This is a genomic window from Vogesella fluminis (assembly GCF_014652335.1).
In the GTDB taxonomy this organism is placed as follows: Bacteria; Pseudomonadota; Gammaproteobacteria; order Burkholderiales; family Chromobacteriaceae; genus Vogesella; species Vogesella fluminis.
This window is the reverse complement of sequence record NZ_BMYP01000010.1, coordinates 89,983-105,890: the sequence shown is the minus strand read 5'-3', so window position 1 is coordinate 105,890 and position 15,908 is coordinate 89,983. Positions and strand designations below refer to the sequence as shown.

At 62.1% G+C, this 15,908-nt stretch carries 9 protein-coding genes and 1 pseudogene; 3 read left to right on the top strand and 7 right to left on the bottom strand.

Features of this window, described 5'->3' with window-relative positions; translation table 11 throughout:
* The 5 genes from IE083_RS05735 to hsdR form a co-directional block, all read right to left on the bottom strand.
* On the bottom strand, positions 1-1,293 hold a 1,293-nt coding region (locus tag IE083_RS05735; RefSeq protein ID WP_229799623.1), incomplete at its 3' end, for a restriction endonuclease subunit S.
* Complete coding sequence (locus IE083_RS05730; RefSeq protein ID WP_189352660.1) at positions 1,290-2,747, bottom strand: class I SAM-dependent DNA methyltransferase; 1,458 nt, start codon at positions 2,745-2,747, stop codon at positions 1,290-1,292. The genes IE083_RS05730 and IE083_RS05735, both read right to left, overlap by 4 nt.
* 73 nt (positions 2,748-2,820) lie before the next feature.
* Positions 2,821-4,056: a type II toxin-antitoxin system HipA family toxin gene (locus IE083_RS05725; protein ID WP_229799622.1), complete on the bottom strand. Its 1,236-nt coding sequence runs from the start codon at positions 4,054-4,056 to the stop codon at positions 2,821-2,823.
* A complete protein-coding gene (locus IE083_RS05720) occupies positions 4,053-4,379 on the bottom strand; it encodes a helix-turn-helix domain-containing protein (RefSeq protein WP_189352659.1) in 327 nt (108 codons plus the stop codon). Before IE083_RS05720 ends, IE083_RS05725 begins: the two co-directional genes overlap by 4 nt.
* A 142-nt stretch (positions 4,380-4,521) precedes the next feature.
* A complete protein-coding gene (hsdR, locus tag IE083_RS05715) occupies positions 4,522-8,070 on the bottom strand; it encodes a type I restriction-modification system endonuclease (protein ID WP_229799621.1) in 3,549 nt (1,182 codons plus the stop codon).
* Between the two features lie 237 nt (positions 8,071-8,307).
* Here hsdR and IE083_RS05710 point away from each other — a divergent pair, with 237 nt between their 5' ends.
* From IE083_RS05710 to IE083_RS05700, 3 genes are all read left to right on the top strand, one after another.
* Positions 8,308-9,744 carry a sensor domain-containing diguanylate cyclase gene (locus IE083_RS05710; RefSeq protein ID WP_189352658.1) on the top strand — a complete coding sequence of 479 codons (1,437 nt, stop codon included), beginning with the start codon at positions 8,308-8,310 and terminating at the stop codon, positions 9,742-9,744.
* A 91-nt stretch (positions 9,745-9,835) separates the two neighbouring features.
* Positions 9,836-12,379, top strand: a complete 2,544-nt coding sequence (gene mutS, locus IE083_RS05705; RefSeq protein WP_189352657.1) for a DNA mismatch repair protein MutS — start codon at positions 9,836-9,838, stop codon at positions 12,377-12,379.
* A gap of 112 nt (positions 12,380-12,491) precedes the next feature.
* Positions 12,492-12,923, top strand: a complete 432-nt coding sequence (locus IE083_RS05700; protein WP_189352656.1) for a hypothetical protein — start codon at positions 12,492-12,494, stop codon at positions 12,921-12,923.
* Positions 12,924-12,975: 52 nt separating this feature from the next.
* Here the strand turns inward: IE083_RS05700 and aceK are convergent, their stop codons facing one another.
* Positions 12,976-14,739 (bottom strand): bifunctional isocitrate dehydrogenase kinase/phosphatase, encoded by a 1,764-nt coding sequence (gene aceK, locus IE083_RS05695; protein ID WP_189352655.1) that lies wholly within the window; start codon positions 14,737-14,739, stop codon positions 12,976-12,978.
* Between the two features lie 249 nt (positions 14,740-14,988).
* Positions 14,989-15,591 (bottom strand): annotated as a pseudogene (locus IE083_RS05690) (pseudouridine synthase); the annotation flags it as partial.
* Between the last annotated feature and the right edge of the window lie 317 nt (positions 15,592-15,908).

Sequence of the window (15,908 nt, the reverse complement as noted above, 5' to 3'; positions counted from 1 at the left end):
CGGACAATTTGGCAGTTTCCCGCCAATGGTCCGTTTACACAAAATTCTGCACACCCTCCCCGCGGTTCTATCAGAACCAGCCTCGATATATTTAAGAAGCAAATCGCCTTTTAAGAAATGAAATAGATAGTCGAGGTCTAAACCGGAATTTTTCGGCTGTGCTTTCATGAGTGCAACATTATAAGCCCCCTCCAATCCACGTAGAATCTGGAATATAGGAGGACCATACCTTCCAATCATCACATCAGTTTCGCTACAAAAGCGTTTTGCTAGGGAAACTGGAATGTAGGTCAGATGCTTGTCAGACTTGTAATCCCGTATCTGAATCAAGCGAATCAAGCCTTCACCTGGAGAGGTTTGAAATACTGATTTTGGCGGCTGGCTGCCACCAATAATATCGACCATTTCACCGATAGTGCTTTTCACCCAAGACAAAGGAGCAGTAACTCGATGGGAATACGGCTCTCTAACATCGACAAACTGAATTTGCTGATGAACTTGTGTTCCAGACAGAACCTCCGTAGCACATGGGTCGGAAGAGCCGGAGGCGCTGTCAGCCCGTAGGTTGGGCTGAACTTGCGAAGCCCAACGTTCATTGTGTGCGGCCAACGTTGGGTTTCCTTCATCAGCCCGACCTACATTACTGGCATCGGCATTGCCTTGCAGCGTTTTACCGTCATTACCTGCATGGCCATGCCCTTGCTGCTCGCGCCAGTCGACGGTGAGTTGGCCGCTGGTGGCGGCGGCGAGGACGGATTGGCGGAAGCGTTTGAGGATGGGGGCAACGCGGGCGAGGCGTGCGCGGCAGGCATCGACTCGCGCCAGGGTCGCGTCGAGCTTGTCGGCGATGCGTTTTTGTTCGGGGAGCGGAGCGAGCGGGATTTGAGCATCACGTAAAAACTGAAAATGCCTTGAATACCCCCTATCAGGCAATTTAATTGCCCGAAGCATACTGAAAGCATAATCGGAATTAAAAACTGAGGTTGCCTGCAAGAGTTTGGTGCCGTCAGCCCCAGGAACAAACAGAGTCGTAATTTTCTTTAATGTTCTGGTGTGGTCGCCAAATAAATAAATGGGCTGCTCAATCGAAGCACTAATACACTTCTCCTCATCATTGCAGTAACCGCTGACGAATTGTGCCCCTTGGTCAATAACAGGAAAGCGGCCCTCGACCAAAGCTTCTTTTGATTTAATTTGCTTATTCGACGTACTGACCTGAGTAAATACGTCATTTACGCACGCAGAGACCCAAGTTTCAGGTAATTCAGGGAAGTTATCTAAATCGTAAATCATGCCTCCACCTCTTCACCCAGTTCAGCCAGTATCGCTTCCAGCTCGGCCAGTGCGCCGTTGAGTTCCTCCATGGCTTCACGCGCCAGCACGCTTGGCTCGGGTAAATCTGCCGCATCCTCGGCGTTGTCGTCCTTGAGCCATGAAATATCCAGGCTGTCGCCGCGTTCGCGTATCCAGTCGCGGCTGAACACGCGGAAGCGGCCGGTGTCGCCAAGGTCGGTGCGTGGGCTTGTGCCGTGCGGGTCGGCACCATAGGCGGCTTCAAAATCGGCAAAGTGGGCGCGAGTGAACGGCGTGCGTTTGCCGAATTTGGGCATGTTGGCGCGCAGGTCGTAGACCCAGACATGCTGCGTGCTGTCGGTGGCGTGGTTGCTGACCTTGCTGAAGAACAGCACATTGGTTTTCACGCCCTGCGCGTAGAAGATGCCGGTGGGCAGGCGCAGGATGGTGTGCAGCTTGCACTTGTCCATCAGGTCGCGGCGGATGGCGGCGCCGACGCCGGCCTCGAACAGCACGTTGTCGGGCAGCACCACGGCGGCGCGGCCGTCGTCTTTCAGGTGGCGGTAGATGTGCTGCAGGAAGGCGAGCTGCTTGTTGCTGGTGTCGAAGGTCAGGTCGTCACGGGTTGGCCCGCCGCCACCTTTGGCGGTGCCGAATGGCGGGTTGCTGAGCATGATGTCGGCGCGGGGCAGGCGGCTGCCGGCGCTGCCCAGGGTATTGCCCAGATGCACCACGCCCTCGTCGTCGCCTTCCATGCCGTGCAGCAGGCAGTTCATCAGCGCCAGGCGGCGGGTGTCGGGCACCAGCTCCATGCCGAGATACGCCCTGGTGCGCTGGAAGGTTTGTTCCTTGTCGGTCAGGTCGTACAGATCGTCGGTATTGGCCTTGATGTAGGCGTCGGCGGCAATCAGGAAGCCTGCCGTACCGGCGGCCGGGTCCTGGATGGTTTCGCCGTGCTTCGGCTGCACCAGCGCGATGATGCTGTCGATGAGCGGGCGCGGCGTAAAGTACTGGCCGGCGCCGGATTTTGTCTCGCTGGCGTTTTTTTCCAGCAGACCTTCGTACAGGTCGCCCAGGCCGTCTTTTTGCGCGGAGAACCAGTCCAGGCCATCGAGCGCTTTGATCAGGTGCTCCAGGTGACGCGGCTCACGCAGGCGCGTCTGCGCATCGGCGTAGATGGCGGAAATCAGCGGGTCTTGATGCACGCTGAGTTTGAGCAGCATGGCGCGGTATTCGTTGAGCAGGTTCAAGCCCGACAAGGCGGTCAGCACATTCCAGCGCGCGTACTCGGGCAGCTTGTGCGCGGCGATGACGCCGCTTTGGGTGTTCTCGTATTCCATCTTGATGAACAGCAGCAGCACCAGCTCGGTGACGTAGTCGCTGTAGTTGATGCCGTCGTCGCGCAGCACGTCGCAGAGGCTCCACAGCTTCTGGACGATGTCGTTGTTATTCATGGGTATTGCCTTGTCGAAAGTATCGGGGAATGACGGCAGGGCCATGCCCTGCCGTCTAATGTATTAATCCGGTTTAACTTGCCCTGAGCCGTGCAAGGTTGGCCGCAATGATGGCGGCGAGGTCTTGCTGCGTGGCGCGGCGGATGGCGTGGTTTTTGGCGTGCACCACGAAGCGGTCTGCCACGGCAAGTTGCTGCTCGATGACTTGCCCTGCCCAGCGTGCATCGAGTGCGTTTTGCGTGGCCAGTTGCAGCAGGTGGGTGCGGCTGATGTTGAGCGCCTCGCCGCAGACGTCCATCTGGTGATAGCCCGCCGGCCCGGCGCAGAAGGTGAGGTCGTACGCGGGCGACAAGCCCCAGCGGCGGTCCTGGCCCAATAGAAAACTGAGATTCTTCGGGTGGTCGTCGCGGTTGTTGAACAGCACGTTGAACACGGTGCGCCGGTAGGCTTTTTGCACCTCGCGCTCGTCGCGGGTGAGAAAGCGGGTGGCACGCAAAAACGTCGTGTAGTCGACCGAGCCGGGCAGGCGAAAATCGGCGTGCAACAGCCCGGCCAGGGTGTGGGTAGGAATGCGCATGCCCCCCGCGACATCAAAGCGGGCGATGCCGAATGCGGCCAACCTTGGGCTCAGGTCGAAATACTGGGAGGCCGGGATGTCCAGGCCGCAATCGCGCGCCAGCTGGGCGTACAGATGCTCGATGGCGCAGACTTCCTTGTGCTCGTTCTGCGCCTGGAATTTGACCAGCCACGGCGCGCTGCCGGCGAAGGGCTGCGTGCTGAGTTGCCCGCTGGTGGGGTCGTAATGCACCAGCACCTTGGGGCGCGCGCCATGCGGCGAGCCGCCCATCAGCGCGAGCTGCTTGAGGATGGTGCTGTCTTCGCCGCTAAGCAAGGTTTGCGCTTGCTGTGCCAGATTCAGCAATTGCACATCATCAGTGGGAATGTCGGCGGCTGCGGCAGGCTGAAAGCTCAATGCGCCCATCGCCCGCTGGCCGATGAATGACAGCCTGTCGAGTACCGAGGCGCGAGTCGGATCGATGCCATTCTGGCGGAACAGTCTGTCCATCAGCAGCAAGCCCCAGCCATCAGGCAGTGCATCGGCAATCAGCCCTGGCAGCCCAAGCTGGCAAGCAGGAAAATCGCCATACGCCGCCGCCTGCAGTTTCAGATGGCGTGGCGATAGCTCCAGGCCTTGCGCCAGTGCTTCGGGGCTGTATTCGAATAGCAGCTTGCGACCGTCGTCGGCGAGCGTCGCCAGATGCCAGCGTTCGCCCCAGCCTTCATAAAAGACCTCGACTTTTCTAATCATGGCTTGCCCGCCAGTTTGGCTCGACTGGGCGCGCGTTTGCGCTCGGCCAGCTGGGCGCGCTCCATCTGGGCAATCGACTGCGCGGCCTTGAGCTCGAAAAGTTGGGCCAGTTCGTCAACCAGCCCCAGCGCCATGACGATGCGGATGGTGGATTCCAGCGAGGACACGCCCTTGCCTTCCAGATTCTTCACCGTGCCCGGCGCCACGCCAGCGCGCTCGGCAAGGTCTTTTTGCGTTAGCGCCTGCGCCAGACGCTGGCGCTTGAGCCGCTGGCCAAGCTCGGCGCAGACCTCCTGACAGGAGGCAAAAGCAAAATCCAACATAACATCCCTTAACGGCCATTTTATGGCGATATAGCTACTATTTTAGCCCTTACATGGGATGCACGCCAGAATCAAATATATAATGGCTATTATTTTAACTCTTAACAGTGAAAATACCCACCAAAAATCAAAATAATGACCCTTAAGCAGCAGATGACCAGAGCTCTTCAGCCAGCGCATCCAGCACCGCTGGCAATTGCGTACCGAGGATTCTTTCCAGCTGCTGGGCACCACCATCTCTGGCAAAGGCGTGGTTGACAAAATCCCGGTCGATGACGACTTCGTGATTGAGCTGCTTGGCAATGCGCTCCAGCCATTTTCGCTGGATGGTGCTCCAGCTGTGCCGGGCATAGATTTTCTGCATGGCATTGGCAACGCGCAGCTCGAAAGGCACCAAGGCCTCGCCAATGGCGGCGCGGCGGATATAGCCGATGATACTGGCAGCGACTTCCTGATTGGTGGCATTGCGCCAGGCCGACTTCAACTTGCTCTCGGCAAAGCCGTTTTCGTCGAGCAGCAGGCGGATTTCCTTGAGCTGGGCGCGAGTCAGGTCTTTCGGGCGGGTCACCACCAGGCTGAGTGCGGCGGACTGGTTAAGCGAGCGCTGGATGAAATCGGCAAAGCTGTCCAGATAGTCGGCGGGTCTGGTGTACTGGCCCCAGGTTTGTTCGCGCGCGAGTAGCTCGTCCTTATGCGGCGCAATCAGCGGGCGGTAATCGGTGCCAATCAGCTCACGGATGGCATCAAGCTGCTCCAGCAGGCGGGTGTTGTTGCTGATAAAGTCGGCAGCCGCCCTGGGGCCGAGCTTGCGCAAGTGTTCGTGCATTTTTGCCGGCTCGACGCCCCACTGCTGCTCCAGCTCGGCAAGCTTGTCCTTGACCTGCGGATTTTTTTCGGCCTTTTTCCCAGCCTTGCGCAGCACGCGCATCACTTTCTGGCTGACTGCGGCCAACACGTCATCGGCGTGGGTTTTACCCTGGCCGGCAGCTTCGCCACCATCGTGCCCATGGTCTGTTTCCGCCGCTGTCTCGTAGCTGGCCGGGTTGTCCAGCTCGTCCAGCAGTTGTGCCAACGTGATGTCCGGGTTCTTCACCAGCGGCTTCATGGTGTTCACATCTTCAAGCGCGGCGTAAATGTCCACGGGGTCGTAGATCTTGAACTCGGTTTTGCCGATTTCATCGCAACGCCGCGTGGCGCGGCCAATCATCTGCTCGTACAGAATCCGCGAACGGACACGGCGCAGAAAGACCAGATGGCAAATCTTCGGCACGTCGATGCCGGTAGTCAGCAAATCAACGGTGATGGCGATGCTGGGGTAGCGTTCGTTTTTGTACTGTTTGATGACCTGCGCGACCTTGTCGGTCTGGCCGGTGATTTTCTGCACGGCGGCGGCGTTGTACTGGTCGCCATAGACGTCTTTGAATGCCGCGTCGAGCAGGCGCTTGACCATGTCGGCGTGGGCATCGGTGGCGCAGAAAATCATGGTCTTTTCGTCGCCGAGCGGGTCAATTTCGCGGGCCAGCTCTTCGCAGATGACGCGGTTGAAATCTTTGGTAATCACGCGGCGATTGAAGCTTTCAACGTCAAAGCTGAGTTCATCAGCGAGTTCGGCCACATCAATTGCACCGGTGCGGGTATCGATAACCGACACGGCTTCGCCCTTGGCAAAAGTAATGCCGTTTTTACTGAGCAGGGTTTCGTAACGGATGGGCGGTTCGTGGTCAACAAGCCAGTCGTCGGCGACCGCTTCGCGATAGCTGTAGGTGTAAACCGGCTTGCCGAAAATATCGCTGGTGTGCTTGGCCGGCGTGGCGGTCAGGCCGATTTTCACCGCGTCGAAATAATCGAGTACCTGGCGGTAGCGCGACAGGTATTGCGTGTGGTCGCGCACGGCCTGCTCGCCTTCGGTCATTTCCTGGTCGAGTGTGTAGCCCCGGTGGGCCTCGTCAATGATGATGCAGTCGTATTCGCCCACCAGCGGCGGCGAGTCGGCATCGAAAATGCGCCGCACCATGGCTTGTACCGTGGCGACCTGCACGCGGGTTTCTGCTTCGGCAGCCATATCACCCAGGTCGGCAATGTTATAGGCCTTGGACAGCGGCAGGCCCTGCTCCAGCGGTGCTTCATTGAAAGCATCCAGTGCCTGGTCACCCAGTGCAGTACGGTCTACCAGAAACAGGATGCGGCGAAAGCGCTCGGCTTTGAGGAAGCGGTAAATCAGGCCGATGATGGTGCGCGTTTTACCCGTGCCGGTGGCCATGGCCAGCAGGATACTGCGCTGCCCATGACCCAGCGCGGTTTCGACTGCTTCGATGGCCTTTTGCTGATAATCGCGCACTTTCAGATACGCGAACCCTTCTGCCTTGAGTTTGGCTTCGGCTTCCTCGCGGCTGCGTTTGAGTAAATCCAGCAGCTGGTCCGGCGCATGAAAATCCATCAGCGCACGCGCCAGATTGGCCGGATGGCGGACGTCGCGGAACCAGGTGCCGCTTTGCTCCAGCGCCTGCTTGAAGTACGGACGGCCATTGCAGGAGTAGACAAAGGGGATATGAAACAGTGCATGGCTCCCGGTTTGGCTGCCGTCTTGCCATGCTGAATCAAGCCCTGCCAACGCCCATGCGGGCTTGTGCTGGGCTTCGATGCGGAAATTGTGCGAATAGCGCTCTGCCTGCCCGATTTTGCCGGCGACGTTTTGATTCTCGCGTTTGGCTTCAACGACAGCAATTGGCGTCAGGCCAGCGAACAAGACGTAATCGGCAGACTGCTTTCCGGCACATGGCCACTCGGCAATTGCCTTGTTTTTGTTGCGCTCGGGTCGTGCGCCTGCGGCATAGGTCAAGGTTTGCGTATCCGCTTCCCAGCCGGCAGCGGTGAGCTGCTGGTCGATAATGATGCGGGTCAGCTCTTCGCTGAGCACCAGCTGTTTGGTGGCAGCACTGGTTTTCTTGCGGGTCTGGCCGGCCGTGTCTTTATCGATTTGCTGCTGCAGGGCGGCGATTTGGGCGGCGAATTCAGTTTGCGCTGCGGCAAGCCTGGCTTCATGCTCGGCGGCCATCGCCTCAAAGGTACGCGCCTCGGCATCCATCTGTTCGGCCAGTGCCGCGTACTGTTCTTTTTCCCGGGCGATAAGGTCGGCAAGTTGCTGGTTGCTGTCCCGTGCCTGCTGCGTATCGCTAAGCTGGCCACGCAACTGTTCGATTTGTTTTTGCAGCGCCCGTAACTGGCTGCTCGGATCGGCGGGGGCGACAAACGGGCCGGGCTTGAACTTGGCGCCCTGCCGGCCAAATGACTGGTGATACCAGATAGCCAGCACGCGGGCGACCTTCAGACCTTCCATCGCCTCATGGTGCCGGGTGTGGAATTCGTGCGTGGCACGGTTGCCTTCGATGCGCAGGGTATGGAACAACGAGCGGATTTCCGGCTCCAGCTCGCGATTGAGCTTGTAGAGCAAGTCGCTTTGCGTGGTTTTATCGTCGAACGCAATGCCGTAGCGAACGGCCAAATCCCGCGCCATTGCTTCGCCAAACTGGCGCAGCTTGATCAGCGTGGTATTGGGGTCGCTGGCAAAGACCTGCTCTGCCGTTGTCGTCAGCTGAGCGAGCAATGCAGAATGCTCAACCAGAAAACCGAAATTGCTGGACATGCTCACGATGGCATAGAGGGGCTGATTCAAATCATAACTATACGTCATGGTTACCTCTGCCGGCTATTTGTAAATTCGGCTTCTACTTTGATGATTTGCACGCGGTTCGCCATCCTGGCACAAGGCCGCGCGTCCTGGCAGGCTGAAAGTACGCATCATGCAGCCGCGTCAGCCGCAGTGAAATCCACCACAGGGGCTGCCGGGTGCAGGCGCCTGCCATTCCCCGCTTCCGCAAGCCGGTTCCAGGTTCCATACTGAAACAAAGACGTACCGAGCGTACCAGCCATGCCCGATCCCGACAGCATCCACGATGCCCTGCCGCACAACACCAGCGGCAGCGGTCACATATGCCCGCACCGGCAGCAGCCCGGACTCCGGCCGTGGCAACTGCTGCAGCGGGGCATGCTGCGCCTTAACACACAGGGCATGCCGCTGAACACCCTGCTGCGCACCGTGCTGCAGCAGATCGAGCAGATCCTGCCGCAATGGCGCGGCACCATCCTGCTGCGGGATTCATGCGGCCACCTGCAGCTGGCTGCCGGCCCGCCGTTGCCCGGCACCAGCCTGCGGCATCTGGCCGGTCTCACCCTCTGCCAGACGGTAAACGGTGGCGATATGCCAGCGCAGCTTGCAAGATCGGCACCGTACCGCAAACTGGCGGCACGCTTCGAGCCCGATACCGGCTGGCTGGTACCGCTTGCCGGCAGCGCGGGCGCCGTGCACGGGGTTCTCGCCATCCGCCAGCGCACGCCGTCTGCGCCGGTGCCGCAGGCCATCTCCCCCCTTGAAAACAGCGCACACCTGCTGGCGCTGCTGCTGGAAAACCACGCCATCCACCACCAGCTGGAGCACCGCAGCCAGTGGTACCGCGCCATCCTGCAGAACACTGCCGACGGCCTGTCCGTGATCGACATGCACGGCCGCTTTCTGGAAGCCAGCGACAGCCTGTGCCGGATGCTGGGCTACCGCCAGGACGAGCTGCGGCGCATGTACCTGTGGCAGGTGATGCCCGGCAGCACGCCGCAGAGCATCCGCCAGCGGCTGGCCATTACCGGCGAGGATGGCGAAACCTTCGAAAGCGTCAACCGCACCAAGCACGGCAGGCTGCTCGAGGTCGAGATCCACACCCGCCGCCTGATACTGGACAGCCGGCCGGTGGTCTGGAGTTCGACACACGACATCAGCCAGCGCAAGGCACTACAGCGCATTCTTGAGCAGCAGGCCACCATCGACACGCTGACCGGGCTGTTCAACCGCCCGACACTGCTGGCGCGGCTGGAAATGCAACTGCAGCTGGCCCGGATGCAGCACGCGCCGCTGTCGGTACTATTGCTGGACCTCGACCACTTCAAGCAGGTCAACGACCGCTACGGTCATCACGCCGGCGATCTGGTACTGGCGGCGCTGGGCGATACGCTGGAAGAGGTGCTGCGCGAAAGCGATGTCGCCGGTCGCGTCGGCGGCGAGGAATTCTGCCTGCTGCTGCCGGGACAGGGACTGCACGAGGCGCTGGATCTGGCCGAGCGCATCATCGACGACATCAGCGAGCTGCGCATCCAGAGCGGACACCATATCCTCGCCATCACCAGCTCCATCGGTGTCGCCTGCCTGCAGGCCGGCGACGACTGCCGCACCCTGCTCGCCCGCACCAGCCGCGCGCTGCATGCCGCCAAGGCCGCCGGCCGCCACCGCATCGTCGTACTCGGTGCCGACCCGCCGTGACGGCTCCGGCCACATCCCGTAAAATGGCTTGCCGCGCCCCGCCTGTCGGGGCGTTGCCTATTGCGGCCAACCTTTTGCCCAGGATTCACCGATGAGCACGCCCCAGCACACCCCGATGATGCAGCAGTACCTCGCCCTGAAACGCGAACACGCCGACAAGCTGCTGTTCTACCGCATGGGCGACTTCTACGAGCTGTTCTACGACGACGCCGAGAAGGCGTCGCGGCTGCTGGACATCACCCTGACCGCGCGCGGCGCCAGCGGCGGCAACCCGATCCGCATGGCCGGCATCCCCTACCACGCCGCCGAGGGCTATCTGGCGCGGCTGGTGAAAATGGGCGAGTCGGTGGCCATTGCCGAGCAGATCGGCGATCCGGCGCTGAGCAAGGGCCCGGTGGAGCGCAAGGTGGTGCGCATCGTTACCCCGGGCACCCTGACCGACGCCGCGCTGCTGGACGACAAGCGCGACAACCTGGTGCTGGCCGTCAATATGCACAAGGGCGTGCTGGGCCTGGCCTGGCTGTCGCTGGCCAGCGGCGAGTTCAAGGTGATGCAGACCGGCATCGAGGAGCTGTCCAGCGAGCTGGAGCGGCTGAAGCCGGCGGAGCTGGTGATTCCCGACGACACCGGCCTCGCGGTATTCGACAGCATCGCGATGCCGAAGAAAAAGCTGCCGCCGTGGCAGTTCGACGCCGAATCGTCGCAGCTGGCGCTGACCCGCCACTTCGGCACCCACGACCTGGCCGGCTTTGGCGCCGACACCCTGCCGGTGGCGGTCGGCGCCGCCGGTGCGCTGCTGGAGTACGTGAAGTCGACGCAGGGCGTGAATCCGGCGCACATCGCGCAGCTGGCGGTGGAAGATGCCGGCGAGCTGATCCGCATGGATGCCGCCACGCGCCGCAATCTGGAGCTGACCGAAACCATCCGCGGCGAGCCGTCGCCGACGCTGGCGTCCTTGCTGGACAGCTGCGCCACCAGCATGGGCAGCCGCCTGCTGCGCCACTGGCTGCATCACCCGATCCGCCGCCACGACAAGCTGGCACGCCGCCTGCAGGCGGTGCGCGCGCTGCTCGCCCGCCACGGCGACATCCACGCGCAGCTGCGCGAGGTGGCCGACATCGAGCGCATCACCGCGCGCATCGCGCTGCGCTCAGCGCGGCCGCGCGATCTGGCCGCGCTGCGCGATTCGCTGGCGGCGCTCAGCGGCGCGAAAACGTTGGCCGCAAGCCTGGACGCGCCACTGCTGGCCGAGCTGGCGACGCTGCTGCCGGACGACTCGCCGGTGGAAAGCCTGCTGCGCGCCGCCATCCTGCCGGAGCCGGCCACCTTCCTGCGTGACGGCGGCGTGATCAACCACGGCCTCAATGCCGATCTCGATGAGCTGCGCGCGATCCAGAACGACTGCGGCGACTTCCTGCTGGCACTGGAGGCGCGCGAGAAGGAGCGCACCGGCATCAGCACGCTGAAGGTGGAATTCAACCGCGTGCACGGCTTCTACATCGAGGTGTCGAAGGCGCAATCGGTGAACGTGCCGGAAGACTACCGCCGCCGCCAGACGCTGAAGAACGCCGAGCGCTACATCACACCGGAGCTGAAAACCTTCGAGGACAAGGCGCTGTCGGCGCAGGACAAGTCGCTGGCACTGGAAAAGCAGCTGTACGAACTGGTGCTGGACCAGCTGGCACCGCACATCAGCGAGCTGAAACTGATCGCGCAGGCGGTGGCCGGGCTGGACGTGCTGGCGGCGTTTGCCGAGCGCGCCGCCAACCACAACTACGTGGAGCCGCAGTTCGTGGCCGAGACGCGGCTGGACATCGTCGCCGGCCGCCACCCGGTGGTGGAGGCCGAGGTCGAGCGCTTCATCGCCAACGACACCAGGTTGGCCGCAGAACGCAAGCTGCTCTTGATCACCGGCCCGAACATGGGCGGTAAGTCGACCTATATGCGCCAGAACGCGCTGATCACGCTGATGGCGCACGTCGGCAGCTTCGTGCCGGCCGACGCCGCCACCATCGGCCAGATCGACCGCATCTTCACCCGCATCGGCGCCAGCGACGATCTCGCCGGCGGCCGTTCCACCTTCATGGTGGAGATGACCGAGACCGCCAACATCCTCAACAACGCCAGCGACAAGTCGCTGGTGCTGATGGACGAGGTTGGCCGCGGCACCTCCACCTTCGACGGCCTGGCGCTGGCGTGGGCAATCGCCAAGGCGCTGATCGAGAAGAACCGTGCCTACACCCTGTTCGCCACCCACTACTTCGAGCTGACCAGCCTCGCCGGTGAGTACAACAGCGTGGCCAACGTGCACCTGTCGGCGGTGGAGCACAAGGACCGCATCGTGTTCCTGCACCATGTGGAAGACGGCCCGGCCAGCCAGAGCTATGGCCTCGCGGTGGCGCAGCTGGCCGGCGTGCCGCCCAAGGTGATCCGCGAGGCGCGGCGCTATCTTGCCGAGCTGGAAAACGAATCCGCCGCCCGCGCGCAGCCCGACCTGTTCAGCACGCCGCGCGTGGTGGAAGTGGAGGCCGAGCCGCACCCGGCGCTGGAGCGGCTGCGCGATATCGACAGCGACAGCCTGACGCCGCGGCAGGCGCTGCAGCTACTGTACGAATTGCAGGAAATGGCGAAATAAAGACAGGCATTCTGCATACGGTTGCCTACAATAAAAACACGAATCTGCCGCAAATACAGTGCAGACGAGTGAGCATCCGATCAACACTGCCCTACTGGAGGAACCCCATATCATGCATGCAGAAGGTTACGCCGTCACATCCGCACTGGCCCGCCTGTTCGGCACGGCCAACGGTGGCGAAGCCCTCCCCCTTTCAGGCATCCGCGAACGCGCGATGCGGGAGTTGTCGCAATTCTCCGTCATCGTGCGTGAAGAGCTTGCCAGCCTGAGTGTTTCCATCCCGCCGGCAATCAGCCTGGTCAGTTGCTCCGATTGCCAGCTCACCCTGGAAAGCGAACACCCGCAGCGGGACCGCATCCTGGCGTGGCTGGACGGCAATGACCGTGTTGCCAAGTACTTCAAGGAAGTCGAAGTGTTGTTCGAGGTGGTACGCGCCACCGAAAACCTGGGTGTCACTTTTGCGGAGGACAGCTGTTTTCACATCGGCCTGACCAGCGCAGGCCCGATCGCCTACTTCCAGGACCAGCAGTGCACGCCTCAATAGGCACCAGGCACGCGGTCACCACCACACCGGGAGCGCTGAACTCCCGGTTTTTTCATGCCCGCGACCGGACGGCGTAGCGGTGGCAGAAGCGCAGCTCCACCGGATAGGGATAGAAGTCCTCGATGAAGCCGTCGCGGATGCGCTGCTGCTTGTGCTGCCAGAACGCCACGTCCAGCAGGTCGCGGTGATACTTGAGAAACACCCGCCGCACCAGCGCATCGCCCAGCAGGAAAGTGCCGAACTCCTCCGGGAACACGTCGCCGCGCGCCACCGGGTACCACACCTCGCCCGACATCTCCATTTCCGGGTTCGGCGCCGGCGGAATGCGGCGGAAGCGGCAGTCGGTCATGTACTCGATTTCGTCGTAGTCGTAGAAGATCACCCGCCCGTAGCGCGTCACGCCGAAGTTCTTGAACAGCATGTCACCGGGAAAGATGTTGGCCGCAGCCAGATCCTTGATGGCATCGCCGTACTCGCGCACCACGCGCTCTTTCTCCGCCTCGTCGCAGTTCATCAGGTACAGGTTCAGCGGCTTCATGCGCCGCTCGATGTACAGGTGCTTGATCACGATACTGTCGTCGCCCTCCTCCAGCGACAGCACAGCATGACGGTGCAGCTCGTCCAGCAGCTCACCACTGAAACGCGCCTTGGGGAAGGCAACGTTGGAGAATTCCAGCGTGTCGGCCATGCGGCCAACCCGGTCGTGGCGCTTCACCAGCTGGTACTTGGCCTTCACCGTGGCGCGGTCCACCTCCTTCGGCCCGCCGAATACGTCCTTGATCAGCTTGAACACGTAGGGATAGGACGGCAGGGTAAACACCAGCATCACCAGGCCGCGGATGCCCGGTGCCACGGTGAACTGGTCGCCGGAGTGCTGCAGATGCTGCATGAAATCACGGTAGAAAGTGTTCTTGCCCTGCTTCTGCAGCCCCAGCATGGTGTACAGCTCGGCCTTGGTCTTGGTCGGCAGCATGGCGCGCAGGAACTGCACGTAGCCGGACGGCACCGCCATGTCCACCAGGAAATAGGCGCGGCTGAAGGAGAACAGCACGCCGATGCGCCACGGCTCCAGCAGCACGGTGTCCAGATACAGCCGGCCGTCGGCGTCGTGCAGCACCGGCACCGCAAATGGGTAGACCTGCCCGCCGTTGACCACCTTGCCGAAAATATAGGCGCTCTTGTTGCGGTAGAAGGCGCTGGACAGCAGCTGGATCTGCAGGTTGGCCTCGGCCTGCGGCCAACGTTGGCCGCAGAATTCGTCCACCGCGCGGATCACCCGCGCCAGGTCGCGCGACAGGTTGGCGAACGGCCGCCGCCAGCCGAAATCGGCCACGATCTGGCGCAGCGTGCGGCGCAGGCCGCGTTGCTTCGGATAGTAGCTGCGGTAGCTCGGCGGGTCGGATTCGATGTACTCGGTGGAAATCGCCGGGCGGATGAAGATGAAGTCGTTGTTGAAGTAGTCGCGGTGCAGGATGCGGGTGAACACCGAGTTGAAAAAGGTCTCAGCCAGCTCCGGCTGCTTGTGGTTGGTCAGCAGGCCGATGAAGTACAGCTTGGCCTGCTGCCAGATCTCGTCATCCAGCAGGTCGGCATGAAACTGGTGCTTCAGCCGCTGCACCGTCTCGTGCACGCGCTCGTCGTAGAACTGGATGCGCTCGCGCACCAGGTTCTGCACGCCCTGCCAGTCGGCGGCCTCGAACAGCGGCTTGGCCTGCTGGCTGGTCGCGCGAAACAGCCGGTAGTGGCGGTTGAAGCCGTCCACCAAGGCCTGCGCGATCTCGCGCGCCACCGGGTTGTAGTATTCGGGAATCTGCATCGTGGCACCTCGCTGGCGCCCGCGGCTGGGTGGCGGGCGGGACGATCGAGTGGTACGGGCGACGAGTAGCGCCGCTGGCTGCCGGGCGGCGAGATAGAGGCAATCTCGCCGCGGGCGATTGCTCGCTGCTTACTTTTTCCTGGCGAAACGGAAGCGCGGCGCGGGCGCGGGCGCAGCCTTCGGCGCGGCGGACGGCGTTCTGCTCCCGTTCGCGGCGTTCTTGTCCGCCGGGTTCCTGCCCGCGAGGCCCTTGCCCGCCGGCGCCGGCCCGGCCGGCTTGGCCGCTCGCGTGCGCGGCAGGTCGGCCAGCGACACCTCGATGCTGCGCAGCATGCCCGGCTGCAGCTCGTCCAGCCGCCACGGGCCGATCGCCACCCGCACCAGGCGCAAGGTGGGCAGACCGACCTTGGCGGTCATGCGCCGCACCTGGCGGTTCTTGCCCTCGCTGATGATGATTTCCAGCCAGCAGTCCGGCACCGTCTTGCGAAAGCGCACCGGCGGCTTGCGCTCCCACAGTGCCGGCGCTTCCGGCAACACCCGCACTTCAGCCGGCCGGGTGACGAAATCGCCAAGATCGACGCCGGCGCGCAAGGCCGCCAGCTTGTCCTCGTCCGGCCGCCCTTCCACCTGCACCCAGTAGGTCTTGGGCAGCTTCCAGCGCGGGTCGCTGATGCGGTGCTGCAGCTCGCCGTCGCCGGTCAGCAGCAGCAGGCCCTCGCTGTCGGTGTCCAGCCGCCCGGCCGGGTAGATGCCGCTCTGGGCGACACAGGATTTGAGCGTGGGATGCAAGGGGTGCTCGGAAAACTGGCAAATCACGCCGTAGGGCTTGTTGAGCAGGAAGAGTCGGGACATGTCCGCATCGGCCGGTGTGGAAGTAATGACCCGGATGATAGCAAGGCTGCCCGCTTGCGGTCACACACGCGTTGCGGCCAACCTTGTGCCCCGCGCGGCGATTAAAACATTCGTTTCAGAAAACGGCGGCGCGATAGCAGTTATCCCGCTTCGGAATAGCCGGCCCCCTGCCGTAGCCGCTGCGCAACACAATTCACATTCGAACAAGCGTTCACCGTTAAAACGACACCAAAGTTCGAATGTGCGCCGAACAGCAGGGCACGGGCGGAGTATAATCGGCAGCTGAAAAGTCGCCCGAGAGTCACCGGGCATCACCG

Excerpts from the sequence above, each read along its gene's own strand:
- IE083_RS05730 (WP_189352660.1), bottom strand. The coding sequence starts at position 2,747 with ATGAATAACAACGACATCGTCCAGAAGCTGTGGAGCCTCTGCGACGTG.
- IE083_RS05725 (WP_229799622.1), bottom strand. The coding sequence starts at position 4,056 with ATGATTAGAAAAGTCGAGGTCTTTTATGAAGGCTGGGGCGAACGCTGG.
- IE083_RS05720 (WP_189352659.1), bottom strand. The coding sequence starts at position 4,379 with ATGTTGGATTTTGCTTTTGCCTCCTGTCAGGAGGTCTGCGCCGAGCTT.
- hsdR (WP_229799621.1), bottom strand. The coding sequence starts at position 8,070 with ATGACGTATAGTTATGATTTGAATCAGCCCCTCTATGCCATCGTGAGC.
- IE083_RS05710 (WP_189352658.1), top strand. The coding sequence starts at position 8,308 with ATGCCCGATCCCGACAGCATCCACGATGCCCTGCCGCACAACACCAGC.
- mutS (WP_189352657.1), top strand. The coding sequence starts at position 9,836 with ATGAGCACGCCCCAGCACACCCCGATGATGCAGCAGTACCTCGCCCTG.
- IE083_RS05700 (WP_189352656.1), top strand. The coding sequence starts at position 12,492 with ATGCATGCAGAAGGTTACGCCGTCACATCCGCACTGGCCCGCCTGTTC.
- aceK (WP_189352655.1), bottom strand. The coding sequence starts at position 14,739 with ATGCAGATTCCCGAATACTACAACCCGGTGGCGCGCGAGATCGCGCAG.